Origin of the sequence: Chitinophaga pendula (assembly GCF_020386615.1) — a bacterium.
GTDB classification, from domain to species: Bacteria; Bacteroidota; Bacteroidia; order Chitinophagales; family Chitinophagaceae; genus Chitinophaga; species Chitinophaga pendula.
Genome location: NZ_CP077769.1, coordinates 2,212,826 through 2,237,555, shown reverse-complemented (window position 1 = coordinate 2,237,555; position 24,730 = coordinate 2,212,826). Strand labels below are relative to the sequence as shown.

General features: G+C 48.5%; 23 protein-coding genes. 13 read left to right on the top strand and 10 right to left on the bottom strand.

Annotated features, from left to right (window positions below; all coding sequences use genetic code 11):
- Positions 1–73 precede the first annotated feature (73 nt).
- The 11 genes from KTO58_RS08365 (at position 74) to KTO58_RS08315 (ending at position 10,229) form a co-directional block, all read left to right on the top strand.
- On the top strand, positions 74–1,432 hold the full coding sequence (locus KTO58_RS08365) for a pyridoxal-phosphate dependent enzyme (RefSeq protein WP_095839814.1): 1,359 nt from the start codon (positions 74–76) through the stop codon (positions 1,430–1,432).
- A gap of 12 nt (positions 1,433–1,444) precedes the next feature.
- The gene (locus KTO58_RS08360) at positions 1,445–2,281 is read left to right on the top strand and encodes a helical backbone metal receptor (protein ID WP_225860137.1); all 837 of its coding nucleotides are present in this window, start codon (positions 1,445–1,447) and stop codon (positions 2,279–2,281) included.
- 183 nt (positions 2,282–2,464) lie between these two features.
- Complete coding sequence (locus KTO58_RS08355) at positions 2,465–3,187, top strand: SDR family NAD(P)-dependent oxidoreductase (RefSeq protein ID WP_095839815.1); 723 nt, start codon at positions 2,465–2,467, stop codon at positions 3,185–3,187.
- 23 nt (positions 3,188–3,210) lie between these two features.
- Positions 3,211–4,125, top strand: a complete 915-nt coding sequence (locus KTO58_RS08350) for a helix-turn-helix domain-containing protein (protein ID WP_095839816.1) — start codon at positions 3,211–3,213, stop codon at positions 4,123–4,125.
- 68 nt (positions 4,126–4,193) lie between these two features.
- A complete protein-coding gene (locus KTO58_RS08345) occupies positions 4,194–5,096 on the top strand; it encodes a LysR substrate-binding domain-containing protein (RefSeq protein WP_095839817.1) in 903 nt (300 codons plus the stop codon).
- Between the two features lie 105 nt (positions 5,097–5,201).
- Positions 5,202–5,477 (top strand): hypothetical protein, encoded by a 276-nt coding sequence (locus KTO58_RS08340; protein WP_095839818.1) that lies wholly within the window; start codon positions 5,202–5,204, stop codon positions 5,475–5,477.
- A gap of 326 nt (positions 5,478–5,803) precedes the next feature.
- Complete coding sequence (gene fbaA / locus KTO58_RS08335) at positions 5,804–6,871, top strand: class II fructose-bisphosphate aldolase (RefSeq protein ID WP_095839819.1); 1,068 nt, start codon at positions 5,804–5,806, stop codon at positions 6,869–6,871.
- Between the two features lie 225 nt (positions 6,872–7,096).
- Positions 7,097–7,945, top strand: a complete 849-nt coding sequence (gene accD, locus KTO58_RS08330; RefSeq protein WP_095839820.1) for an acetyl-CoA carboxylase, carboxyltransferase subunit beta — start codon at positions 7,097–7,099, stop codon at positions 7,943–7,945.
- An 88-nt stretch (positions 7,946–8,033) separates the two neighbouring features.
- The gene (smpB, locus tag KTO58_RS08325; RefSeq protein WP_095839821.1) at positions 8,034–8,471 is read left to right on the top strand and encodes an SsrA-binding protein SmpB; all 438 of its coding nucleotides are present in this window, start codon (positions 8,034–8,036) and stop codon (positions 8,469–8,471) included.
- A 162-nt stretch (positions 8,472–8,633) separates the two neighbouring features.
- Positions 8,634–9,776, top strand: a complete 1,143-nt coding sequence (locus KTO58_RS08320) for a tetratricopeptide repeat protein (protein WP_095839822.1) — start codon at positions 8,634–8,636, stop codon at positions 9,774–9,776.
- Positions 9,777–9,797: 21 nt separating this feature from the next.
- On the top strand, positions 9,798–10,229 hold the full coding sequence (locus KTO58_RS08315; RefSeq protein WP_095839823.1) for an META domain-containing protein: 432 nt from the start codon (positions 9,798–9,800) through the stop codon (positions 10,227–10,229).
- 100 nt (positions 10,230–10,329) lie between these two features.
- On the opposite strand, the gene trxA is transcribed toward KTO58_RS08315, so the two are convergent.
- From trxA to KTO58_RS08285, 6 genes are all read right to left on the bottom strand, one after another.
- On the bottom strand, positions 10,330–10,629 hold the full coding sequence (gene trxA, locus KTO58_RS08310; protein ID WP_095839824.1) for a thioredoxin: 300 nt from the start codon (positions 10,627–10,629) through the stop codon (positions 10,330–10,332).
- 121 nt (positions 10,630–10,750) lie between these two features.
- Positions 10,751–12,265 carry a RagB/SusD family nutrient uptake outer membrane protein gene (locus KTO58_RS08305; protein ID WP_225860136.1) on the bottom strand — a complete coding sequence of 505 codons (1,515 nt, stop codon included), beginning with the start codon at positions 12,263–12,265 and terminating at the stop codon, positions 10,751–10,753.
- Positions 12,266–12,299: 34 nt separating this feature from the next.
- Positions 12,300–15,392 carry a SusC/RagA family TonB-linked outer membrane protein gene (locus KTO58_RS08300; RefSeq protein ID WP_225860135.1) on the bottom strand — a complete coding sequence of 1,031 codons (3,093 nt, stop codon included), beginning with the start codon at positions 15,390–15,392 and terminating at the stop codon, positions 12,300–12,302.
- A gap of 429 nt (positions 15,393–15,821) precedes the next feature.
- Positions 15,822–16,277, bottom strand: a complete 456-nt coding sequence (locus KTO58_RS08295) for a bacteriocin fulvocin C-related protein (protein WP_095839827.1) — start codon at positions 16,275–16,277, stop codon at positions 15,822–15,824.
- 361 nt (positions 16,278–16,638) lie between these two features.
- Positions 16,639–17,106 (bottom strand): ribonuclease HI, encoded by a 468-nt coding sequence (gene rnhA, locus KTO58_RS08290; RefSeq protein WP_095839828.1) that lies wholly within the window; start codon positions 17,104–17,106, stop codon positions 16,639–16,641.
- A 98-nt stretch (positions 17,107–17,204) separates the two neighbouring features.
- Positions 17,205–18,842: an acyl-CoA carboxylase subunit beta gene (locus tag KTO58_RS08285; RefSeq protein ID WP_095839829.1), complete on the bottom strand. Its 1,638-nt coding sequence runs from the start codon at positions 18,840–18,842 to the stop codon at positions 17,205–17,207.
- A gap of 242 nt (positions 18,843–19,084) precedes the next feature.
- Here KTO58_RS08285 and KTO58_RS08280 point away from each other — a divergent pair, with 242 nt between their 5' ends.
- Entirely contained in the window at positions 19,085–19,558 is a 474-nt protein-coding gene (locus KTO58_RS08280; protein WP_095839830.1) for a DinB family protein, read from the top strand.
- Here KTO58_RS08280 and KTO58_RS08275 read toward each other — a convergent pair.
- The 3 genes from KTO58_RS08275 to KTO58_RS08265 all read right to left on the bottom strand — a co-directional run bounded on the left by KTO58_RS08275 (position 19,552) and on the right by KTO58_RS08265 (position 22,501).
- Entirely contained in the window at positions 19,552–20,493 is a 942-nt protein-coding gene (locus KTO58_RS08275; protein WP_095839831.1) for a bifunctional helix-turn-helix transcriptional regulator/GNAT family N-acetyltransferase, read from the bottom strand. The two genes, KTO58_RS08280 and KTO58_RS08275, sit on opposite strands and share 7 nt — an antisense overlap.
- A gap of 248 nt (positions 20,494–20,741) precedes the next feature.
- The gene (locus KTO58_RS08270; RefSeq protein ID WP_095839832.1) at positions 20,742–21,194 is read right to left on the bottom strand and encodes a c-type cytochrome; all 453 of its coding nucleotides are present in this window, start codon (positions 21,192–21,194) and stop codon (positions 20,742–20,744) included.
- A 5-nt stretch (positions 21,195–21,199) separates the two neighbouring features.
- On the bottom strand, positions 21,200–22,501 hold the full coding sequence (locus KTO58_RS08265) for a PQQ-dependent sugar dehydrogenase (RefSeq protein ID WP_095839833.1): 1,302 nt from the start codon (positions 22,499–22,501) through the stop codon (positions 21,200–21,202).
- Positions 22,502–22,712: 211 nt separating this feature from the next.
- Between KTO58_RS08265 and KTO58_RS08260 the strand changes: the two genes are divergently transcribed.
- Positions 22,713–23,486, top strand: coding sequence for a heparin lyase I family protein (locus KTO58_RS08260; RefSeq protein ID WP_095839834.1), 774 nt, complete (start codon positions 22,713–22,715; stop codon positions 23,484–23,486).
- 91 nt (positions 23,487–23,577) lie between these two features.
- On the opposite strand, the gene KTO58_RS08255 is transcribed toward KTO58_RS08260, so the two are convergent.
- A complete protein-coding gene (locus KTO58_RS08255; RefSeq protein WP_225860134.1) occupies positions 23,578–24,396 on the bottom strand; it encodes a hypothetical protein in 819 nt (272 codons plus the stop codon).
- Between the last annotated feature and the right edge of the window lie 334 nt (positions 24,397–24,730).

Genomic DNA, 24,730 nt, shown 5'->3' with positions numbered 1-24,730 from the left:
AGCCAATACTAGCGATGAACGCTGTGTTGACTATTTTCCCTATTTTCGCCGGGATTCAATATAAACTGTTTTTATGAAGTATTGTGACAACATACTGGAGACAATAGGCAATACCCCGATGGTGAAGTTACACCGCGTAACTGCATCTCTTCCCTGTCCTGTGCTAGCGAAGGTAGAGTTCTTTAACCCCGGCAACTCTATAAAAGACCGTATGGCATTAAAAATGGTAGAGGAAGCTGAAAAGAAAGGCCTGCTTAAACCCGGCGGCACTATTATCGAAGGCACATCCGGCAATACGGGTATGGGGCTGGCATTGGCAGCTGTTATCAAAGGCTACAAGTGCATTTTTACGACGACTGATAAGCAATCGAAGGAAAAGGTGGACATTCTGAAGGCGGTGGGTGCGGAAGTGATCGTTTGTCCGACCAATGTGGAGCCGGAAGATCCCCGTTCTTATTATTCTGTGTCCAAACGGTTGTCTACGGAGATCCCTAATTCCTTCTATGTCAATCAATATGACAATCTGGCGAACCGGGATGCGCATTATGAGCAGACGGGGCCGGAGATATGGGAGCAAACGGATGGTAAGGTGACTCACCTGGTGGTGGCTACTGGTACGGGCGGTACTATTACGGGTACAGGTAAGTACCTGAAGGAGAAGAATCCCAACATACAGGTGTGGGCGATAGACAGTTACGGCTCGTTGCTGAAGAAATATTTTGAGACTGGTGAGCTGGATATGCACGAGGTATATCCTTATATCACGGAAGGTATCGGGGAGGACTTTGTGCCGGAGAACTATGATATGCAGGTGATCGACAAGTTTGAGAAGGTAACGGATAAGGACGGTGCGGTGATGGCCCGTCGTATCACGAAGGAGGAAGGGATTTTTGTCGGTTATTCTGCCGGTTCTGCCATTGCGGGTCTGTTACAGCTGAAGGCGAACCTGCAGCCAACGGATTTGGTAGTAGTGGTATTCCATGACCATGGCAGCCGTTATGTAGGTAAGGTTTATAATGACCAGTGGATGATGGAGCGTGGGTTCCTGGATGTGAAGACGGTGAAGGACATTGTGAACAGCCGTCGTAATCAGCCTTTAGTGACCATTAATGCGGATGAGAAGGTGAGTGAGGCGATCTCCAAGATGAAAAAATATGATATTGAGCATATCCCGGTGGTAGCGCATGACGAGATCATAGGATCTGTTTCTGAGAGCGGTTTGTTCAACAGGCTGATCGACGATGCGAACCTGAAGGATGCGGAAGTGCAGGCGGTGATGCAGGCGGCGTTTCCGGTGGTGAGTATGGACACGCGGATAGAGAAGCTGTCGGTGTATATTAACAAGGAGAATGGTGCTGTGTTGAGTAAGGATGAGAGTGGTAACAGTCATATCGTCACCAAGTACGACATTATCCAGGCTTTGGGTAATTAAACCATTAAGCTATTGACCGGTAACGGACATATATTAGTAAAAGATCAGCTGGGGCGGGAGGTATCGATACCTTTCCCGCCCCGGCGTATTATATCGCTGGTGCCATCGCAGACGGAGCTATTGTATGACCTGGGGCTGGATACGGCCGTGGTTGGTATTACGAAATTCTGCGTGCATCCTGAGCGTTGGTTTCGTGAGAAGACGAGGGTCGGCGGCACGAAGAAGGTGGATATTGAGAAGGTGCGGTTGCTGGCGCCGGACTTGATCATTGCTAATAAGGAAGAGAACGAGCAGGAACAGGTGACTGCGTTGATGGAGGAATTTCCGGTGTGGGTGAGTGACATTCACTCGCTGGACGATTCGTTGGACATGCTTTCGCATGTGGGCGGTATTACGGACCGTCATGCGGAGGCGGCGGTGTTGACGGAAGGTATACGGCAGGATTTCCTGACATTATCGGCGCGTGCGGGGCAGTTCCCTCCTATTCCGGCTGCCTATTTCATCTGGCGGGAGCCATGGATGGTGGCTGGTGGTGACACCTTCATCCATCACATGCTGCAGCACTGCGGACTACAGAATGTGTTCGGGCACCAGGCCCGTTATCCGCAGGTAGATGCTGAGGCGATACGCCTTAGCGGGGCACGGCTGGTATTGTTGTCGTCGGAGCCTTATCCTTTTAAAGAAAAACATGTCGATGAATTACGGGCGGTTATCCCTTCAGCACATATTGTGCTGGTAGACGGGGAAATGTTTTCCTGGTATGGTAGCCGGTTGCGTTATGCCCCCTCCTATTTTAATGAATTGCTGGACCATTGCCTGCAACAGGAGCCCCTGACCGATCTCTTTTAGTTTCCCACCCTTATATTGACGAATAAATTCATGTAACAAGGACACTTATGTCCGGTAATGGCGTTGTACGGCCTTTCCCGGGCTATCTGGTATTTGGCTACAAACAAAAAGGATTAGGCTACAGGCGTCTCCATCCTATGGCAGACATTTGTGGTGGATTACTTAATTTTAACATTGACGTTTATGAGAACGGTACTGATCACCGGTGCGAATAAGGGCATTGGTTTTGAAACAGCCAGGCAGCTGGCGCAATTGGGTCACTTTGTATACCTGGGCAGCCGGGATATTCATAAAGGGCAACAGGCTGTGGAGCGGTTAAAAGCGGAAGGCTTCCCGCATGTGGCAGTTATACGGCTGGATGTAACGGATCCGGATGCTATCGGGAGGGCCAAAGCTATACTGAGCAATGAGATGGACGCACTGGATGTGCTTATTAACAATGCGGGGTTTCCGGGTGATGCGTTCCAGCGGTTTTCCGAATGCGGTATGGATACGGTTCGTCGTTTATTTGAGACCAATTACTTTGGGGCGGTGCAAACAACGCAGTTATTGCTGCCCCTGTTACAACGCTCTTCTGCGCCGGCTATCATCAATGTATCGAGTGAGGTGGGATCTTTGACGATGAATATGGCCCCTGACAGGCGGGCTAACTGGGATCATTATTCTGTTTATGGTGCGACTAAAGCGGCGTTGAATGCTTTTACGGTGATGCTGGCTAATGAGCTGCGGCAGCAGCGCATTCCGGTCAACAGTGTTACGCCAGGCTATACGGCTACTGATCTTAACGGATTCAAGGGATTTAAGACTGTTGAAGCAGGTGCGAGGCCTATTGTACAACTGGCGTTGTTAACAGACCCATCGGTGACGGGTAAGTTCTTCCAGGATGGTGGTGAAGTGGCCTGGTAGTAGTGGTTTACAAACATTAATTTATGGCACAACATGTTATTGAGCGGGTAAAGAGTATCAGCGATTATCATCGTATCCGTCGGCTGCCGGCGCCGGAGCATCCATTGATAAGCCTGGTGGATTACAAGGATATCCGGCATTCGGCGGCGTACAATGATATCAGCTGGATGTATGATTTTTACCTTATTGCGTTGAAAAGGGGGTTGGATGGAAAGATCAGGTATGGGCAGCAGGAGTATGATTTTGATGAAGGAACGATGTTTTTCATATCTCCCGGGAAGGTATTCAGGATTGAGGTAGCGGGGGATGCGGCGGACAAGTCGGGTTGGCTGCTGCTGGTGCATCCGGATTTCTTCCGGAATATGCCATTGGCGAAGACTATCAAAAGATATAAATATTTCGGGTATTCTGCACAGGAGGCTTTGTTCCTTTCGGAAAGGGAGGAAGCTATCCTTGCAGGGGTGGTGCAGCATATCCGGCAGGAATATCAATCGAACATTGATGTATTCAGTCCGCAGATCATTACGGCTCACCTGGAGGTGTTGCTGAATTATGCGGACCGTTTTTATCACCGGCAGTTTATTACGCGACGGGGGAGTAATCATGAGATCTTGGAGAAGCTGGATACTTTATTAGACGATTATTTTGATCACGTTACCATAAGTAACGGTTTGCCGACTGTCAACTATCTGGCGGAGCATTTACATCTAACGCCTGATTACCTAAGTAGTTTGCTGAAGGTCGCTACGGGTTTGAATACGCAGCAGCATATCCATGAAAAGCTGATTGAGAAGGCGAAGGACAAGCTGACGGGGACGACGATGTCGGTGAGTGAGATCGCTTATGAGCTGGGATTTGAGCACTCCCAATCTTTCAGCAAGTTATTTAAGGCGAAGACCCGACTTTCGCCGCTGGCGTTCAGGCAGTCCTTTTGCTGAGGGGCGAGGCCGGTAAAGATTATCCTATACTATGCTGAGGGGAAAGGTGAAATCTTTACATTAGCGTTATGTTATCAAACCGACATCTGGCATTTATGGAAGTGGCCCGGTTGCAGAGTTTTTCCCGGGCGAGCGAGGCTTTATTTATTTCCCAGCCGGCTATCAGTGCGCATGTGAAGGCATTGGAGGAGCTGTATAAGACGAAGTTGTTTGAGCGGAAGGGGATACAGATTGCGTTGACGGAGGCGGGTCGTTTGTTGTACAAGCGATTGCTGACGGTGAAGGTGATCCAGGAGCAGACGGAGTTTGACATTTCGGCGATGCATGATCAGCAGCAGGCAACTGGGATGTTGAATTTGGGAGCGAGTACAACGGTGGCGTTGTATATTCTGCCGAAGGTGATGTCTGCTTTTCACGAGGAGTATCCGAAGGTGGAGATCACGTTGTTGAACCGTAACAGTGAGATTGTGCAGGAGGCGTTGCTCAACCATGAGATCAACCTAGGTATTACGGAAGAGAAGGGTAAGTTGACGAATGTGACATATCAGCCATTTCTGAAGGACCAGATCGTGCCGGTGTGTAGTTCGAATAGTCCGCTGGCAGGGCAGCGCAGTTACCGTTTGCGGGATATATTGCGGATGCCGGTGGCTTTCCGGGAGCGGGGCAGCGGGACGCTGGAGGCGGTGAAGCTGGCATTGGCGCGGCATAAGATACGGCTGAATGACCTGGATGCGAAGGTGCGGTTGGGAGGTACGGAAGCGCTGAAGAATTTCCTGATCGCATCGGGTAGTCTGGGTTTTTTGTCGACGCGGTCGATCATCAAGGAGTTGCAGCATGGGGAGTTGATCCAGCTTCAGTTTGAGGGGTTGCGTATAGAGCGCAATTTCTACTTTATCCAGCGCAAGGGTGAGGTTAGTGAGTTAAGCCGGCGGTTCATCAAAATGGCTCGTTCTATCTATAACAAATCCTGATAGGTTATAGTAATTTCATATGATCTGGCTTATAGGTTTCTCCCTACTTTTGTTCGGGTCCACTATTAGGGACCCTTATTTTACTACATCAAAAGTGCTTGGTCTATGAACATGCTTTTTTATTATGATGAGATCTATAATGCTGCTGTTACCCGAATCAAACAAATAGCTGGTATTTCTGTACACCGTAAGAACCGTCTGGTGAATATGCTGAAAGAGAATATTCCTTCTTTTGTGGTAAAGCCGGAGGATATCGATGAAGTAAGTACGAACACGCGTAATTCTATTGGGTTGATGTTGTGTCCGGAGGCGTTGGCGGAGTATGCCGGTATCAGTAAGTTGCTGGAGAAGGACATTGACGAGGGGTTGGTGGCGAGCTGATTGGCGCTGCCCTTCTATTTACTATAAACTTTTACAGAAGCCTTGTATGGCGCGGGGAGGTGAGGTATTTATGACTGCCGCCTGCCTGCGTTTGCAAGGTATTATCTTTGCTGGTGAGTAGCTGGCGATAGTGTTTGTTTTTCCCATTTTTCGTTGCGGGCCGATTTTCTTCTTCATTAGCGGCTGATGATTCCGACGACATTTTGCTGATACCTGTGGGGTAAGTGGCGGTAGCTTTCGGGGAGCTACCGGCAGGAAACTAATTTGCGATTTGCGAAACGGCTTTTTATATTTGCTCTCCTGAAAATTAAATCAACTCAATAACTATGGGAAAATACAGAGCTGGCGTATTATTCGGCGAAGAGCTGGAAGCGCTGTACAAAGATGCAAAGAGCAGTGGATTTGCCATGCCTGCAGTCAATGTGGTGGGCACAAACTCCGTAAACGCTGTCTTGGAAACAGCCGCCAAAGTGAACTCTCCGGTGATCATTCAGTTCTCCAACGGGGGTGCACAGTTCTTTGCGGGTAAGGGTATGCCGAATGACAAGCTGCAGGCTAATATAGCAGGTGGTGTATCTGGCGCCAAGCACGTACATGAGGTAGCTAAATATTACGGTGTGCCTGTAGTGTTGCATACGGACCATGCTGCCAAGAAGTGGTTGCCCTGGATCGACGGTTTGCTGACTGCTGGTGAGGAATATATGAAACAGACGGGACAGCCGTTGTACAGTTCACATATGCTGGATCTTTCTGAGGAGCCTATTCACGAGAACCTGGAGATTTCCAAGGCATATTTTGAGCGTATGAATAAGTTGGGCATGTCTATAGAGATCGAGCTAGGTGTGACTGGCGGTGAGGAAGACGGTGTGGACAATTCTGGTGTGGACAATTCCAAGTTGTACACGCAGCCTGAAGAGGTAGCGCTGGCTTATGAAACCTTGTCCCAGGTAGGCAGCCGTTTCACTATTGCTGCTGCATTTGGTAATGTGCACGGTGTGTACAGCCCTGGTAATGTGGCGTTACGTCCTGACATTCTGAAGACGAGCCAGGATTTCATCCAGGAGAAGTTTAAGACCGGAGAGAAGCCTGTTTATTATGTATTCCATGGTGGATCTGGTTCTCCCAAGCACCAGATCACGGAGTCGCTCGGTTATGGTGTAATTAAGATGAACATCGATACGGATATGCAATGGGCGTTCTGGGAAGGTGTACATGATTTTTATGAGGCTAAGAAGGATTATCTGCAAGGTCAGTTGGGCAACCCTGAGGGAGCGGATAAGCCGAACAAGAAATACTACGATCCGCGTGTATGGTTACGTAAGGGTGAGGAGACTTTTGTAAAACGTTTGGAGGAGGCTTTTGCTGATCTGAACTGTCTGAACCGCAACGCGTAATCTGGTATATACCATATTAAATTTATATTTGGGAAAGAGAGGCGCAGGTCTCTCTTTCCTTATAAATGCACTGATTAACCCTATTATTACCCCATTATCATATATATTAATTATCCCCTACAAACTGGTTTCCAACCCCTTTACGGGTAATATTCCTAAACTGAAAGTGCAGAACTGAATTAAATTTGTATCTTGCACCACTATTTTTTAATCTAATAGAAAAATATGTCAAGCTGGTTTAAGCGCATCAAACAAGGCATTTTAACGTCTACAAGTGAAAAGAAGGAAGCACCGGATGGATTGTGGCATAAATGTCCTAATTGTAAAAAAACCACCACTATTAAAGATCTTCGTGCACATTACTATGTTTGTGACAAGTGTAATTATCACAACCGTATAGATTCTGCCGAATATTTCGATATTCTTTTTGACGACCAACAATTTGAAGAACTTTTCCCGAACATTTATCCGAAGGATATGCTGGGTTTCAAGGACCTGAAGCCTTATGGTGCTCGTCTGGTAGAGGCGCAGAAGAAATCGGGGCTGAAGGACGCGATGCGGGTGGCTACGGGCCAGGTGTTAGGTAATGATCTGGTGGTGGCTTGTATGGATTTCAGCTTTATCGGTGGTTCTATGGGTTCTGTTGTTGGGGAGAAGATATCGAGGGCGATCGACTACTGTATCAAACATCGGTTTCCGTTGATGATCATTTCGAAGTCTGGCGGTGCGCGTATGATGGAGAGTGCGTTTTCGCTGATGCAGATGGCAAAGACTTCTGCTAAGCTGACACAGCTGGCCAATGCACGTCTTCCCTACATTTCGTTGATGACGGATCCTACTACGGGAGGTGTGACGGCCTCTTATGCGATGTTGGGAGACCTGAACATAGCGGAGCCAGGGGCGTTGATTGGTTTTGCGGGACCCCGTATTATCAAGGAGACGATCAAGAAGGATCTTCCTGCTGGTTTTCAGAGTTCGGAGTTTTTGCTGGATCACGGCTTCCTGGATTTCATTATGGATCGCAAGGAGCTGAAGACCAAGCTGGCCCAGGTATTGACTTTATTTAAGCATTAATACGATACATTTATCGAAGTGCACGTAAGGGGTATGGTCGGGAAGGCCAGCCTTTTACGTGTTTTTTGGTTATTTCCCCATTTCATTCATGGCAGAATTAAAGAACAGATCGGCTTATTTTGAGTATGCAATAGAAGACAAGTTCATTGCAGGTATGGTATTGACAGGAACGGAGATCAAGTCTATCCGTGCCAACAGGGTTAGTTTTAACGACTCGTTCTGCTATTTTTCGAAGGGGGAGTTGTATGTGAAGAGCTTGCACATTGCTGAGTATTCTCACGGTACTTATTCGAATCACGATCCTTTGCGGGAGCGGAAGTTGTTGTTGACAAAGAAGGAGTTGCGCAAGTTGGATAACAAGATGAAGGAACGGGGCTATACGATCGTTCCATTGCGTGTATTCATATCTGAAAAAGGATATGCCAAGATAGAGATTGGTCTTGGTAAGGGTAAGAAGCTGCATGATAAACGGGAGTCTATCAAACAGCGAGAGACGGACCGTGAGATCAGGCGATATCTCAAATAGTCTCCCCTACTCTATCTTTCTATGATCTGCGAAATGACTGTCTGTAAGCGTACCTATTATTTTGTACTTCCTTAAACGTTAGCAATATGTTAATTATATTATAGTGTTTATGGAATAGTGTTTCTTTTGTACATCCTTCCCGTGGATCATTATCTTTCATATATGCGTTACGGACGTTTATTACTTATCTGCACCACACTGAGTATTTTCTTTTCTGCCTGTAAATCGGGCGAACAATTGTATCAATCCGGTCGTTATGACGAGGCGGTGATCGCCTTTACTAAGAAACTGCGGCAGCGGCCGCAGGATGCGGTATCGCGGGATATGTTGCCGAAGGCCTATGCGCAGGCGCAGCAGGTGCATGAGGAGCGTATCAATTCGTCGTTACGTACGGACAATGATTTAAAATGGGAAGCTGCCCGTAAGGAGTATCGTTCGTTGCAGCGGTTGTATGACGCGTTTCAGCGATCGCCGGCAGCTAAGGAGCTAGTACAGCCAAAGGACTACCGTAATGCGATCACGGGGGCACAGGAGAATGCTGCGCAGGCCCGTTATGATCGCGGGATGTATTTGTTATCACAAGGAGACAAACCGGCAGCCCGGCAGGCTTACGATGAATTTGCGGCGACGCTGAAGCTGGTGCCGAACTACCGGGATGCGAAGCAACGGCGGGATGAGGCCTATCAGCTGGCGGTATTCAATGTAGTGGTGAGTGAGGTGGATATGTTGAATACGACCTATAAGTTCAGCGCTGACTGGATGCGGGATGATCTGACGCGCACTTTGCAGCAGAAGGTAGGCAATCGTTTTGTGGAGTTTACGAACGAGTGGCTGGCCAGGAACAATAGTCAGTTGCGGCCGGATCAGTACCTGGATCTGCGTATCTATGATTTTGCGGTAGGACAGACTTTTGTGGATCGTTATGAGCGGGAAGTATCGCGGCAGATCGAGGTAAGCTCGAAGACGGACACGACAGGAAAGGTCATCCGGCGGTATGAGGTGGTGAAGGGTACGATCTATATCACTAAAAAGACGGTGGTAACGGGTGGGTACCTGGATTTCCGGGTGCTGGATGCTGCCAGCAAGACGGTGTTGATACAGGATCGTATTCCCGGTAATTACACCTGGGTGAACCAGATCGGTACTTTCCGGGGAGATGAGCGGGCGCTGAGTGATGAAGACCGGAAGCTGCTGGGTGGTGTTGATGGTTTTCCACCGCCGGCGCAGGAGCTTTTCAAGGCGTTTGCGCAGCCGGTCTTTGAGCGACTGGCCCATGAATTGCAATACTTTTATAACAGATACTAGCGCGTAAAAAAGCAACAATACATGAAAAAGATATTATTCGCTGCTATAGTTGTTGTAATAGCAGCAACGGCCTGCAATTCTGCCAGGCGTATGGTAGCCGGGGAGGAATCCTACATTTACAATAAGGAGTGGAAACTGACTACCTTGAATGGCAATGCTATTGATACGATCCAACATAGGAGTATTCCCACATTAGTGTTTGACAAGAAAAACCAGCGGGTGTCGGGGAATGCCGGTTGTAACCGGATGATGGGTAGTTTTGAGATCAGCGGAATGGACAATATCGCGTTTTCCAAATTGGTTAGTACATTGATGGCGTGTGCGGACATGGAGCTGGAGGGCAATTATATGAAGACGTTGGAGCAGGTGAATAAATTCAGTGTAACGACTACTGATAACACCTTATTACTACTGAAAGGGGATGTAGTGGTAGCCCGATTTATTGCAAAATAACACGACTAAAAAACAGATACCGGGATCTGGCGGTACGGCGCGGCTGTACTACCAGGTCCCGGTTCGTTTATGGGAGCTATTTAAATTATGAGAGGATATTTTAGTTCATGTACTGGGGCAGTAGTTTAAGCAGTTCGTGTGCGGGTACTACCCCACTCTGGCGCCAGCGCAGCTGTCCTTTATGAAAGAGTAATAAGGTGGGTACGCCACTGATCTGCCATTGGGCGGCAAGGGCCTGGTTTTTATCTACATCGATTTTAATGATGCGGATCTTATCTCCCAGTTTGTCTTTCACTTCCTTTAAAATTGGCGGCATCATTTTGCACGGGCCGCACCAGGTAGCGAAGCAATCGATCAACACGGGGGTGTCGGATTGTATGATGGTTTGTAGATTGTCCATACGGTTATTCTCCTTTACGGAACAGGTGCAAAATATATGCCTTTCCTGGCGGGTGCCAGATTGACAAAAGAAAAGCCCTTGTCTGCAACGACAAGGGCTTTTTCATTATCATCAGCAACGATTAGTTATCGAGGTTGGGGTTGTTGCGGTATTCTGCATCTGGTATGGCGAAAATATAATATGGGCTATTGGCGACAAAGGGGGTCCCGTTCGGGAATCGTAAAACAGTATGTCCTTTAGCAATTACTTTTTTAACGGTGCCGTCGGCCCTTGGTACATTGATGGTAATATCTTTATTATTAGCATCTAAATATTCTTTACGCACTACTGTACCACCTGTACGCAGGATATCAGAAAGGGAAAACCCTTCGCCCCATAGTTCTTTTCTACGTTCTATTAAAACTTCACTGATCACTTCCTGCTGGGATTTACCAGTAATATCAAGAGGTTTAGCATTACGTACGCTTCGCAATTCGTTCAGTCGGGAGGCAGCGGTGGTCAGGTCGTTATTACGCGCTGCTGCTTCTGCTTCTATCAGTATCATTTCTGAAGCGCGCATCAGTACGATATCACCGGTCTGATCGTCTTTAAAGCGGAATTTATCATAGCGCAACAGTCCTTCACGTCCGGGGAGGGTATCCCAGGAGAAGAGTTTGCTACGGATATCGTCTTTATCGAAACGTTCCATGAAGAATGGGTCCGGGCGGAAGCTATAGTAGTAAGATCCTGCGGAAGACACATCGAGGAAGTGAAAGTTGTAGCTGGCGTTACTCTGGTCGGGACGCTGACCATGTCCCCATATCCATTCTACATTCTGCGAGTTATTAAAGCCCCCATAGTAGTCGGCAGCAGGCATGAGTGTGTAACCTTTGCGTGCATTTGCTGCGTAATTGGCGGCATCGTTCCATCTGCCTGCATTGAGGCTAGCTCTTGCCAGCAGTCCGTTGGCAACGGAAGTATCTATTTTATACCGGCTGGTATTGCCACGGACATAACCTGCCAGCAGTTTACGGCCATTGTCCAGGTCGCTGAATATTTGTTCATACAGCCGAGTGTTGGTCACTCTGGGTTTACCAACTGTACTGAGAGTCGTTGGCTCCGTATAAAGCGGTACTGTTTTAGCGTTTGGATTTGTTTGTACGTTGAGTTGATAAAAGCTTGCTAGTGTGAGGTAGCAGTAGCTTCTTAGTACCAGTGCCTGGCCTTTGATGTAACGGCGTTTGTTATCATCTCCCGGTACATTGTCGATACGAGCGATAATGTTATTTGTATTATCGATCACTTTGTACAGCAGGTTCCAGAAGCCTGATACCCTGCCGGTGGTGCGGTCGGAAGCATCTACAAACTGGTAAGAGGCCGGATAACCATATTTACTTGTCAGGATAGCCACATCGCTCCCCATAGCATCACTGGTACGCAGGATAGCGCTGTATCCGGGGTTAGCAAATGAGTTAAACGTTTCCATCAGGTAGCCCCATGTGCCGTTGATGACGGTTTCTGCATTTGCTACGCTGTTGAATACCACTTCCTCCGGTACGGCATTAGTAGGTGATTGGTCGAGGAAATCTTTGCTGCAACTGCCAGCTAGTACACTACTGATCAATGCGATGCCTATATATAGTTTATTTTTTTTCATGTTTCTCATTTTTAATGATCACTATGCGAGACTTCTAGAAGCTCAGGTTGATACCTGCTGAAAAACTTTTGATAGCCGGATAGCGGAAGTAAGTAGTCCCCCCCACTGTCTGTTCCGGGTCCATTCCTTTGTGTCCGAACCAAGTGAGAAGATTGTCACCTTGCACATATATACTAAGGCCGCTGAGGTGTATATATTGGAGTAGCGAATGCGGTAAGGCATAAGTCAGCGTTACATTTTTCAGCCTTGCATAAGAAGCATCGTATAGGAAGCGGGTGGAGGTAGAGGTCCAGTTGTTATTGACGGTGGATAATTTCGGGATATCTGTATTCCTGTTTTCCGGGGTCCAGCGGTTGATCATGTCTGCATGCCAGGCCCTTCCCGGGGAGGAGCCATTATGATACAACAGGGGAACGTCGCCATCCAGTACTTTACCACCTACGCTATAAGTCAATAATACGGAGAGGGATATTCCCTTATAAGTAAAGGTATTGTTTAGACCACCAAAGAAGTCAGGCAAAGCGGAGCCGGCATATACCTGTGTAGCATCTGCGTACACGGAAGTACGTGTTTTCTTGCCGCTTGCATCTACTTTATACCATTCGGGGTTACCATTATCCGGGTTTACGCCGGCCCATTCGCGGATGAAGAAATCATAGATGGATTTACCTACCATTAATTTCTTGGTACCGCTGATGATCTCTTGTTGTGGCAGCGAGGTGATCCTGTTTTTGTAGTGAGAAACATTGAGATCTACTGCCCAGCTAAAGTCTTTAGTTTGTACAGGAATACCGCGCAGTTGTACATCTATACCTGTATTTTTGAGCGCACCTATATTTTCATCTACGGAACTGAAGCCGGTAGAAGGTGCCATTGGTCTGGCGTATAAAAGTTTTTGTGATTTACGTTGGAAGTATTCGATGGTACCACTAAGGCGGTTTTGGAACAGGGAGAAGTCTACACCTATATTCAGGTTAAGGTTTGTTTCCCATTGCAAATTGGGTGTACCCAGCCGGCTTTTATATGTTCCTCCTTCTCCCAGGTTGCTGTACAAGGTGTATAGGCCCTGGTAGGCGAAATAGTTACCAATGTTATCATTTCCTTGTCCACCATAGCTGGCTTTCAGGCTCAGGCTATTGATCCAGGATTGATTTTTCAGGAATTCTTCACGGTGTAGCAGCCAGGAGGCACCCAATGACCAGAATGTACCCCAACGACGATTGGGAGAGAACCGGGAAGTACCATCTGTGCGGAGGGATCCGGAGAGGTAATATTTACCCTGATAGTCGTATTCTGCGCGGCCAAGATAACTGGCGAGGCTGTAGTCGATGCTATAGCCGCCAAATCCTTTCAGCTGAGAAGCTGCTGTTGGTTCCTGCAGACCAGGCAATGCAAAATTCTGGCGTTCACCATTAATATATCGCCAGTTGTAGCTATAAGCTTCTTGTCCTGCCAACAAATTAATATGGTGGTTGCGGTTAAACGTCTTCTCGTAGGTAAATATGTTACTCAATGTCCAGCTTAATGTGCGGCTGTTATACCTGGAGACGGTACCTTTTATTGGTGCATCCCATCCAAATTCCGGATTGGTGTAATCACTTGCGGTACGATTGGTATAGTCGATATTAAAACTGGTTTTAAATTTCAGTTCCTTTAAGATAGCGATTTCTGCAAAAAGGCGGGCAGAGACGTTATCCCGGATACTGTCATGTTTGTCCAGGCCGGCGGTACCTATAAGGTTAGTGTTAGCGTTGGCGGCACTAGGGCGATAAGCTCCATAATCCAGTATCTGGTTGCCTGCTGCATCAAGCACGAACTGCCCGTCGGGTGTGCGTTGATAGATGGGATAGATCGGAGCCATTAATCGTCCGTAGTTAATAGAGTTATCGGTACGACTATCTTCAGAGGGAGGGCTATTTTGCAGTGAGTGGGCAGCATTCATGTTAAGGCCAATTTTCAGCCATTCTTTGGCATTTATCTCCAGATTGGTCCTTACTGAATATCTTTTAAATCCGGATGCCAGCGCGATTCCCTGGTCATCGAGGTATCCACCGGAAATAAAGTAACGGACATTTTCGCCGGCGCCGCTGATGTTCAGGTTGGCTTCTGTACGATTACCTTGTTGCTGGGTTGCTTTCTGCCAGTTATCATTCCAAAGGAGGCGGGCACCAGGGGCTAATTTACCATCTGTGCCTACGGGGCGAGGGAATTGCGGTCCATACGGGTTGATGCCCAGTCTTTCGACCAGTCGGTTGCTGGCTTGTTCTGCCGCCAAGGCTGCTGGTGTACCATTGGCTAATGCAGCGTTTCGCAGTGCTTCCCAGGTTAGTTCAAAATATTGATCGCCACCAAGCTGTGTATAGTCTTTTACGGCTCTATTGCTGATACCACGGCTTACTCTGGCGTTGACAGTTGCCCCTTTGGCGGTATTTTTACCTTGCTTCGTCGTAATGATGATAACACCGTTGGCTCCTCTGGATCCGTATAATGCGCTTGAAGCGGCATCTTTCAGTATGCTGATGGATTCGATATCAAAAGGATTGATGGCGTTAATAGGTCCGGAGTAAGGTGCGCCATCCACTACATATAGCGGATCGCTGGAAGCATTTATGGAGCCAATACCACGGATGCGGATAGTGGCCTCTGTTCCCGGCTGACCGCTAGCAGATACTGATTGCAGGCCAGGTGCGAGTCCTTGCAATGCCTTCGAAATACTGGATACCTGTAAACGTTCGATCTGATCTTTTTTAATCTGGGATACTGCGCCGGTATAACTAGACTTTTTCGCGGCGCCATAAGCGACAACAACATATTCATCAATATCCCTACTGGCAGGTCTTAAGAATACTTTCAATGATGTATTTGTGATGGCCACCTCCTGTTGTTGCATTCCCACATAAGTTATCACTAATGTGGTGGCGGTGGCGTCCACGTCGAATTTGAACTGCCCATCTGTGTTAGTAACGGTACCTTTAGCGGTTCCTTTTACTTTTACGGAAGCGCCTGGTAGTGGTATATTGTCCTGTGCAGACAGGATGGTACCGCTTATTTCTTTCGTCTGCGCATACAACGCAAACGGCAGCAGTAATGCCAGCAATAAAAGAATACGTTTGTACATAAAATTCATGGATTCTTATGTTTTTTAAATGTGTTGGTGCTTGTGTCTTGTCTTTTTGTGTCGGGGGATATAGATATGAGATATCCTACCCGCAAATGGTTGGCAGTTATTACATGACAGTCCTCTCCCGTCTATATCTGGCAGGATATATTACGGACGATATGCGATCAGTAAAATATGATGGATTATGCTGCCATGTATGTACAGCAACAGCAGCTATGTTGGCGGGTGAGTATAGTGCAGTTGGTTTTAATTAGACTGATTTCCATTATTTTCTCCATTAAAAATTAATAAGCATATAGCAACGCCTCTAATGGCTGGTACATATCCCCGTTTTTTACAATTATTCTACCATTTTGGTAGGCTAAGTAGGGTGCAAAGCTATAGTTATAATATAAATTGACAAAAAAAATGTTAAAAAAATATTTGGGGGGCATCCTAAGAGGTTCGATAGGGAACTCGACCTCTCTCAAAGACAATCAATAAATCGGCTGTATGTTTTCCATAAAAAGAGCTACCGCAGTAGATATCATAACTGCATGAACAGGAAGGTCCGGTGGCTCTATTATTTTGCGTATTTAATTTCTCTTCTTCCATCACTTTTGTTCTTAAGGCTTTGAATTCAGTTTCAGTTAACCAGGTATTGGTATTAAAGAAAACTTTGGCGCTATCCCATCCCATTTTTTTGGCATCTTCTTCCCATCGTTTAGCATAGACAGCAAAATCACTTCTTCCCTTCGTTGATTCATAGTGATAAGGCTGGAGGTAATTGATCAATTTTCGCAAATGTGTTTTATCACTTTCGCTTAATTGATTGCCGGCTAAAACGATATTAATTTTCTCCTGCCATAGTTTTACTTTTTTTTCAGGCGTTAGTGCTCTGAAGATTGCCATTTGATAGTTAAAACTATATTTCAGTATACTATCTCTGCTTAAATTTTAAAGGTGATCGAGGTTTTTCACTACCCAAGCCTGTGTTGCAGGATCGCATGCATATTGTGCAGTGGGTTCTTTACGGCAGGCGAGGAAGGAGACGACTATTAATAAATAAATAGTAAGTACTCTACAGTTTATTAGGGCCATGGAGGCACTTCCAAGATTTTTGGGCTTTTTCATTAAATAGGGGTTTAAGGGGTACAAAAAGGGGTATACTACATACAGCCGATTTTTAAGAATATAAGGTTGACTGTAAGGTAGTAAATTCTCAAGATTAAAAGCGTATAAAATGGAGGAGGCGCATTTTCAGGCCAGGGCGCTACAAGCCTTTTTCGGCCTGTTCGAAGCCTTCATCGATGAGCCAGTTGCCGCTATCGGCTGCGGAAGTGGCGAGTTCGTCGCAGCGGTTATTGAATGGGTTGCTGGCGTGTCCTTTTACCCAGTTCAGTTTTACTTGGTGTTGGCGGAAGAGGGGGATGAAGCGTTTCCAGAGGTCGGCATTTTTTTTATCCTTGAAGCCGATCTTGACCCAATTCCACAGCCAGCCTTTGGTGACGGCGTTGACGACGTATTCGCTATCGGTGAATATGTTGGCGACGAGGCCTGGTTTTTTGAGTGCTTCGAGAGCGACGATGACGGCCAGTAGTTCCATGCGGTTGTTGGTGGTACGGCGATATCCCTGGGATATTTCTTTACGTACCTGTCCCCACATGAGGATTACGCCATAACCGCCGGGGCCGGGATTGCCACGGGAGGAGCCGTCTGTATAGATGATGAGATCTGCCATATTAAGAGGCGCAAATATACACAAACAGTCGTAACGGCGATCGTTTATGACGATGATACGCGGTTACGACTGTTTACTATGATGAGAGTGGGGAATGATTATACCTGGAATACTCCCAGCTGGAAGGGATTATCTACCGGGGCCTGGTTGGCGGCGGTGAGGCCTTCTGATATTACGCGGCGGGTGTCTGCGGGGTCGATGATATCATCTACCCAGAGGCGAGCGGCGGCGTAGTATGGTGTGGTTTGGCTGTTGAATCGTTCGGTGATATCGGAGAGTAGTTTTGCTTCTTCTTCGGGGGTGATCTCTTTGCCTTTGGCTTTTAGGGAAGCGACCTGTATCTGCAGGAGTGTTCCGGCTGCTTGTCCGCCGCCCATTACTGCGATCTTGGCGGTAGGCCAGGCATATATGAAGCGGGGGTCGTATGCTTTGCCGCACATGGCGTAGTTGCCGGCGCCGTAGGAGTTACCTACGATGATGGTGATTTTAGGTACGACGGAATTGGATACGGCGTTGACGAGTTTTGCGCCATCTTTGATGATGCCGGCATGTTCGCTGCGGCTGCCTACCATGAACCCGGTGACATCCTGGAGGAATATGAGCGGGATCTTTTTCTGGTTGCAGTTCATGATGAAGCGGGCTGCTTTGTCGGCGCTATCGTTATAGATGACGCCGCCCATCTGCATCTCTCCTTTTTTGCTTTTTACGATTTTGCGTTGGTTGGCGACGATGCCTACGGCCCAACCGTCGATGCGGGCGTATCCGCAGAGGATGCTTTTGCCATAGTCTTCTTTGTACTGATCGAATTCGGAGCGATCGACGAGGCGCTGGATGACATCGATCATATCGTAAGGGCGGGTGCTATCTGCGGGGATGATGCCATATATTTCTTTGGGATCGTGCAGGGGTGCTTCTGGTTTTGCCCTATCGAAGCCGGCGTTAGCGGGGGCGCCCAGTTTGCTCATCATTTTTTTGATATGATCGAGGCATTCCTGGTCGGTTTTGAATTTATAGTCGGCGATGCCGGATATTTCGGTGTGGGTAACGGCGCCGCCCAGTGTTTCGGCGTCGATATTTTCGCCGATGGCGGCTTTTACGAGGTATGGTCCTGCGAGGAAGATGAAGCCGTTGCCTTCCACCATGAGCACTTCATCGCTCATGATGGGCAGGTAGGCTCCGCCGGCGACGCAGCTACCCATTACGGCGGCGATCTGTGTGATGCCCATGGCGCTCATCCTGGCGTTGTTGCGGAAGATGCGGCCGAAGTGTTCTTTATCGGGGAATATTTCGTCTTGCATGGGCAGATAAACGCCTGCGCTGTCGACGAGGTATATAATGGGCAGGTGGTTTTCCATGGCTATTTCCTGGAGCCGGAGTTGTTTTTTGCCGGTTATGGGGAACCAGGCACCTGCTTTCACGGTCATGTCGTTGGCGACGATCATACATTGGCGGCCACTCACGTATCCTATGCCACCGACGGTGCCTGCGGCGGGACAGCCACCATGTTCGGCATACATTTCATATCCGGCGAATGCGCCTAGTTCGACGAAGGAGCTGTCTTTGTCCAGCAGGTAGGCGATACGTTCCCTGGCGTTGAGCTTACCTTTTTCCTTTACCTTTTCGAGGTTCTTTTTACCACCGCCCTGTTCTATTACTGCCAGTCGTTGTTTTACCGTACTAATGGCCATCCGCATGGCATCTTCATTCTTGTTGATCTCCAGTTGCTGCTGCTCCATAAACGTGTAATGGTTTTAAAATTTGAGTACGGAAGTTAAGTTAAAATACAGATACAAAGACGGACGGCCGAGCCTGTCGTAAACCTGTACGGATAAACGCGTTGTTGTTACTGAACAATCTCGAGGCCAGGCGGCTGTTATTTATACAATATCCGTGGGGAGAGCGGTTCCGTAGAAAATGAATTAAAAAGTAAGTTGTAAATTTAGTAGGTGTTCATAGTTCATGCGATAAACCTTTCCCGATGTCATTACATAGCAAGACCCTGGCGGATTCGCTACAGCAGTTATATAACGGGGATCCCTGGATCTCTGTGAATTTCCACGATCATCTGAGCCGTATGAATGCTACGCAGGCTACGAAACGGTTGGGGGATTCCCATTGTGTGTGGGAGCTGATCAATCATCTGATCTACTGGCACCAGGAGGTGATGCGTTATCTAAACAACGAGCGGTTGCAGCAGGACGGTGATCTGCCGGATTTTTATTTGCCGGAGAATCATGGTGAGGAGAACTGGCAGGCATCGTTGCACCGGTTCAAGCATTCGTGTGAGGAGATGCTTGCGGTGATCCGGGATTATCCGGAGGAGCGGTTGTATGAGGCGGTTCCCGGTACGGAACAGGCGGTGATCTATTATTTGCAGGGAGTGATCGAACACGCGGCCTATCATCTGGGTCAGATCGTGTTATTACATAAGTACAGTGAGGTGGCTCAGTAGCTGAGGTCCATATCATATCTTTCTTCGAACAATTCCTTTCCCCATTGGTGGAGGTGCTTCTCCCCTGTCTTACGGAATCCTGCTTTTTTGTATAGCTCTATAGCGGTGGTTTGCAGGCTGGTGGTGAGCAGGTAGACTTTTTCATATTTTTTTTCTTTGCAGAAGCTGAGGGCATCCTGTAGTAGTTTTTTGCCCAGGCCCAGGCCGCGGAATGCCGGATCGAGGAGGAACCAGCGCAGTTGTGCGGTGGTTTTGGAATGTCCGAGTATGGCTACGGCGCCGATGATGTGTGCTTCATGGATGGCCATGAATACGCGGTCTTTTGAGGGGTTGTAGGTACGAAGGAAGTCCTGGAAGGTGCCGCAGACGTACTGTTCGAATTCGAGGTTATAGCCGGTATCGCGGGCATAGAGATGGCCATGGAGGTAGATGAGGTATCCTACATCGCCCGGCAGGAGTTCATGCCGAAATGTTATTTGTGAGGTATTTGGCGCGGATGTGTTGTCGGCGGACAGGATATCGCGGATGTTTTTCATGGCATTGGCGACGGCCTGTTGGCTGGCTGGCGGCAGTGGTTGCAGGAGGTTACTGATCTGTGTATTGGAGCGATCGTTGAGCAGGGAGATCAGTTCTCTACCTTTATCGGAGAGGAGGAGGTGCCAGGTCCTGCCATCGTCTGCGCAGCGTTTTCTGGTGATCCAGCCTTTCTTTTCGAAGGCTTTTAGGACGCGGCTGAGGTATCCGCCATCGATGCCTAATACGGTGGTGAGTTGGCCGGCGGTGCAGTCTGTGCGTTCTCCTATTTCGTAGAGGACGCGTACTTCTGAGAGGGAGAGGTCGCTGTCGAGGATATGTTGGTTCAGCAAGCCGATGACGCCGGTATAGTACCTGTTAAATTCTCTTACGGCGGCTACGGTGCTTAATTGCGTGGTCATCGTCCTTTATTTACAGCGAAAATATCACAGATAGTTGACTAAAGCAAGTAAATTATTTGACTAAAGCAACTATTTATATGATTATTAAAAAAGGCGATCCGGAGTGTATCCGGATCGCCTTTTTATTTGGGCGGATCAGCATCGAAGATCATGTCGAGGCAAGGCAGTGTTCGTGGCCGTCATTATGTTTTACGCGACTGTTCAGCCTTGAAGATCATGCCAGGAGGGGCAGTTGCTGTGGCCTCCTATTATTTTGTTTTACGGGCAGTGCTTACCTGGGCTGGCGTGATGGCCGGTGCTTTGTTGGTGAAGCTGTTGCGGATGTAGGTGAGTACGTCGGCTACTTCCTGATCGTTGAGGGCCGGTTGAGGCGGCATTGGATTGGAGTAGTATTCGCCATCGATTTCTACATCTTCGTTGAGACCGTTGAGGATGATTTTGATGAGTCGGTTTGGCTCGCCCAGCACGTATTGTGTTTTGATGAGTGGCGGATTGAGCCGGGGCACTCCGCTGCCATCTACCTGGTGGCAGGCGATGCAGCTTTTCTGGTACACTACTTTACCGCGGGCGATGCTGGCAGCCAGGTTGGCGGTAGCTGCGGGTTTGGCTGCGGTTGGTTTGGTCGTAGCAGGCTTTTTTGTCTGGGCCATTGCGAGGTGGGTACCCAGCAGGATGGTGAGCGCCAGCACTAATTTTTTCATACGCACTATTTATTATAAACGATTCTGTATACGGTGCCTTTGACGTCGTCGGTGACGTAGAGGGAGCCATCGGGGCCCTGTGCGAGGCCGCAGGGGCGGTGTTGGGCCTGGTTGGGGGTGGTTACCTCTTTAACGCCGGCGAAGTTGTCGGCGAAGATCTCCCACTCTCCTGCCGGTTGGCCATTCTTAAACGGTACAAATGCTACGAAGTAGCCTGCTTGTTTTTCGGGCGCACGGTTCCAGGAGCCATGGAAGGCGATGAAGGCGCCGTTGCGGTATTTTTCCGGGAACATGTTGCCGGTATAGAACAGGAGGCCGTTGGGTGCGAGGTGTCCGGGGAATGCAACGGTAGGATCTATTGCATCTTCGCCCGCTGTTTTTTTGCCATCGCCGCCAAATTCGGGGGCCAGTATTTTTTTCTTTTGCAGTTGGTCATAGTATATATATGGCCATCCGGCGTTATCGCCTTTTTTCAGGCTGTACATGGCTTCTGCCGGCAAGGTGGCGGAAGCCTGTTCGTTGTAGAGGTCTGGGAAGAGGTCATGGAGTTGATCGCGGCCATGTTGCATAACGAACAAGTTGTTGGTCTGTTGGTTCCAGTCGAGGCCGACTACGTTGCGCAAGCCGGTGGCGTAGTGGACGCCATCGCCTATTTGCTGGTTTTGTTTATCGGCTTTGAATTGCCAGATGCCACCTGCGGAGTCGAGTACGGGGCAAGGGCGCATGCCCGGGGAGCCTTTGGTACGGTCTTTTTCCTGGCAGGCATTGGAGTAGGCGCCGATGTTGACATAGATATTGCCGTTATTATCGAGTACGAGTGATTTGGATTCGTGCTGGCGGCGGTCGATGAGGCCTGTTACCAGTTTTTCGACATTGCTGGTATCGGCTACGGCCCCTTTGTTATCGAGTTTGTAGCGGAATACTTCTGTGTTGGAGGAGGCGTAGAGGTAGCCATCTTTTACGTAGATGCCGGTGCCTCCGTAGTTGCCGAAGCCGGATTGCTTATCTGTTTTGCCATCTCCGTTGGTATCCTGGAGGAACAGGATGCCTGTACCCTGTTTGAGGCGTTCCAGTTTTACGTAGATACCGCCCTGTGGGGTAACGGCGATGTGCCTGGTGCGGCCCAGGTTTTCTGCTACTTTGAGGGCGCCGAACCCTTTAGGTAGTTTGAGGCCGGCATTGTCGGCATCTGGTTTTACCTTATTGGTATTTTCCGGATCACCCGGGCCTGCGGGGCTGGCGAACGAAGGGGAAAAACAGCTCGCCACGAGTGCGATCGACAGTAGCTGTGCGCTTATTCTTTTCATAAGATCTAAATAATTAAGGTCAAGGTGATGAAGGTACAATAACCAATCAATAGCTTCCTGCCGTTAAATTAAACGGTTTTTTTCTATTAATGAAATGCGGACCTGCAATTTCCTTCAAACGTTTGCATTGAGCAAATTGCAGTCAGCAAAGGGGAATTTCCTATATGCTTATGGGAGGTGGATGTATTAGTTTTAGATAAAACCCACAGTTATGAAAACCTGTTTACAACTAGTTACCTGTTTCAGTTTATGTATTTTATCGTTGCACAGTTGCAGCCGGCAGCAGGACTTGCCGGGTCCATTATCTTCTTCGCCGGTTGTTACGGAAGCGGCGGGGTCTTTGCGGACGGTGTTTTGGGACGGGGATGCGTCCCGTGGTGCGGCGGCGGTGTGGAAGGTGCAGAATATAGAAGGTCAGGGTACGATTACGGCGGTGCATGACGGTGTTAACGGTAAGATCTGGCGATTTGACAAGCCGGTGGGTAGTCATCGTACGGAGGGGCACGGGGCGAAGGGTTACCAGGCGGCGGAGGGGTCTGACATTTATATCGGGTGGCGATCGAAGTTGGTGATGTCTGTCAATGAGGTGACGAATGCGTTGTTTCAATGGAAGGCATACGGAGGTGATATGCAGCAGAATTTTCCGATTGTGATCAAGACTACAGGAGGGCAGTTGCGGTTGTTTCATTTTGCTCCCGGAAAGATCGGTACGGAGTTGTGGAGTGTGCCGGTGGCGGCGGATGTGTGGCAATCGTATGTATTACGGATCAAGGTATCGCGGGATGCGTCGGTTGGTTTTATTGAGTTTTGGTATAATGGTCAGGCGCAATCGTTGAAGACGGGCGGTCAGCGGTATTATGCGCGGACGCTGGATGCGGACTATTGCGATCCGAAGTGGGGGGTATACGGTGCGGATGCCAGTGCTATTACGAATTACGTAGACAGATTGCGTATAGGTTCGACTTATGCTGATGCTGCTCCATGAGCGACGGGGGTGGTATTAAGCAGGAAGCAGCGGCCACGGTGACCGCTGCTTTTTTTTGGGGGGGGTGTATGGAAGAAAGGCGAAGGACGGATCAGGAGCCAGATATCTCGAAGTCCTGCGATTGTTGTGGTTGCAGGTCTATGCTGAGTGGATCGAGGGACCTGATATAGAGTATGGTATTGCTTTCGACTTCTATGAGGGCGAGGCAATGCCAGGTGTGGCCATGGGGCAGTGACAATGAGCAGGCTACTTCCTGTACGACGTAGAACCGTCCGGGTTGTACGTAAGGCGATACGGGAGGGAGCCGGAGTTGCCGGAGGGAGGCCAGGGAAGCGGAGGCATGGCGGGGGAGGCGTCGGCTTTCGCTATAGCGGTAGATGCGCAGGCGTGTCCAATGTAGCCGATGTCCCCCCTCCCCCCCTTCATCGCGTTCGCGGGCTTCGGGAGGCTGGACGGCATGTTGGAGGTCGGCGTTGCTGTAGTGATAGACGCGGCTGGCAGCAGCTGGGGAAGGCAGTTGCACGGAGAGGTTAGCGTAAGCGGTGGAGCTGGAGCTGATGACCTGCAGGGGATTGGTGTGCATGTTGACTTCGAGGCCGGCGGCCCAGACGGGGACGCCGAAGTAGGTTTGGGCGTAAGTAATGATGACATTATTATCCTTTATTTCTTCGCGTTCGAAGCGAAAGGATGCTTGTTCTACTACGAGGCGGTTGGAGGCGGAGAAGGGTAATCCATATAGTTGGGCGGGGCGTATTTCGTATAAGCCAGCTATTTCCATGATATAAGCCTGTGCCAGTAGTTGGGGTGTTTCAGATCTTACTTTGAAGGAGACGGGGTGATGCAGGTGATTGAGTACACGCACACGTCTGCGGTCGTCTTTCCACAGGGAATGGCCATTTGTAGGGTTCATGATTAGGTTATTTTAAGGGTACAATAAATGCACACGGCACGGCCATAACAGCCTACAACGGTGATGTATGGTAACTGCCGGCTGTTGTCTGATCTGTCTTTACGGGGGATATTACGATAAGCAACTTGTACACACGCATATATGCCGGAACAGGCGATGTTTTCAGGATAGGACGGGGTTTATCAGACAGTGTGGTCTGTCAGTATTTCATTTGTTTTTAAAACAATTTGAGCGACAAGGCTGCTATATAAAATTCCCTTAAAGGGATCCTTGTATGGTTAATGATCACGCAATACTCGTAAAATTTCAATTTTCTTAAAAAATGATAAAGTAG

Coding starts and splice junctions, on each gene's coding strand:
- KTO58_RS08265 (WP_095839833.1), bottom strand. CDS start 22,501: ATGAAAAGAATAAGCGCACAGCTACTGTCGATCGCACTCGTGGCGAGC.
- KTO58_RS08320 (WP_095839822.1), top strand. CDS start 8,634: ATGCGTTACGGACGTTTATTACTTATCTGCACCACACTGAGTATTTTC.
- KTO58_RS08255 (WP_225860134.1), bottom strand. CDS start 24,396: ATGAACCCTACAAATGGCCATTCCCTGTGGAAAGACGACCGCAGACGT.
- KTO58_RS08355 (WP_095839815.1), top strand. CDS start 2,465: ATGAGAACGGTACTGATCACCGGTGCGAATAAGGGCATTGGTTTTGAA.
- KTO58_RS08275 (WP_095839831.1), bottom strand. CDS start 20,493: ATGACCACGCAATTAAGCACCGTAGCCGCCGTAAGAGAATTTAACAGG.
- accD (WP_095839820.1), top strand. CDS start 7,097: ATGTCAAGCTGGTTTAAGCGCATCAAACAAGGCATTTTAACGTCTACA.
- KTO58_RS08260 (WP_095839834.1), top strand. CDS start 22,713: ATGAAAACCTGTTTACAACTAGTTACCTGTTTCAGTTTATGTATTTTA.
- KTO58_RS08350 (WP_095839816.1), top strand. CDS start 3,211: ATGGCACAACATGTTATTGAGCGGGTAAAGAGTATCAGCGATTATCAT.
- KTO58_RS08300 (WP_225860135.1), bottom strand. CDS start 15,392: ATGAATTTTATGTACAAACGTATTCTTTTATTGCTGGCATTACTGCTG.
- fbaA (WP_095839819.1), top strand. CDS start 5,804: ATGGGAAAATACAGAGCTGGCGTATTATTCGGCGAAGAGCTGGAAGCG.
- KTO58_RS08340 (WP_095839818.1), top strand. CDS start 5,202: ATGAACATGCTTTTTTATTATGATGAGATCTATAATGCTGCTGTTACC.
- KTO58_RS08295 (WP_095839827.1), bottom strand. CDS start 16,277: ATGGCAATCTTCAGAGCACTAACGCCTGAAAAAAAAGTAAAACTATGG.
- KTO58_RS08285 (WP_095839829.1), bottom strand. CDS start 18,842: ATGGAGCAGCAGCAACTGGAGATCAACAAGAATGAAGATGCCATGCGG.
- KTO58_RS08345 (WP_095839817.1), top strand. CDS start 4,194: ATGTTATCAAACCGACATCTGGCATTTATGGAAGTGGCCCGGTTGCAG.
- trxA (WP_095839824.1), bottom strand. CDS start 10,629: ATGGACAATCTACAAACCATCATACAATCCGACACCCCCGTGTTGATC.
- smpB (WP_095839821.1), top strand. CDS start 8,034: ATGGCAGAATTAAAGAACAGATCGGCTTATTTTGAGTATGCAATAGAA.
- KTO58_RS08365 (WP_095839814.1), top strand. CDS start 74: ATGAAGTATTGTGACAACATACTGGAGACAATAGGCAATACCCCGATG.
- KTO58_RS08280 (WP_095839830.1), top strand. CDS start 19,085: ATGTCATTACATAGCAAGACCCTGGCGGATTCGCTACAGCAGTTATAT.
- rnhA (WP_095839828.1), bottom strand. CDS start 17,106: ATGGCAGATCTCATCATCTATACAGACGGCTCCTCCCGTGGCAATCCC.
- KTO58_RS08305 (WP_225860136.1), bottom strand. CDS start 12,265: ATGAAAAAAAATAAACTATATATAGGCATCGCATTGATCAGTAGTGTA.
- KTO58_RS08270 (WP_095839832.1), bottom strand. CDS start 21,194: ATGAAAAAATTAGTGCTGGCGCTCACCATCCTGCTGGGTACCCACCTC.
- KTO58_RS08315 (WP_095839823.1), top strand. CDS start 9,798: ATGAAAAAGATATTATTCGCTGCTATAGTTGTTGTAATAGCAGCAACG.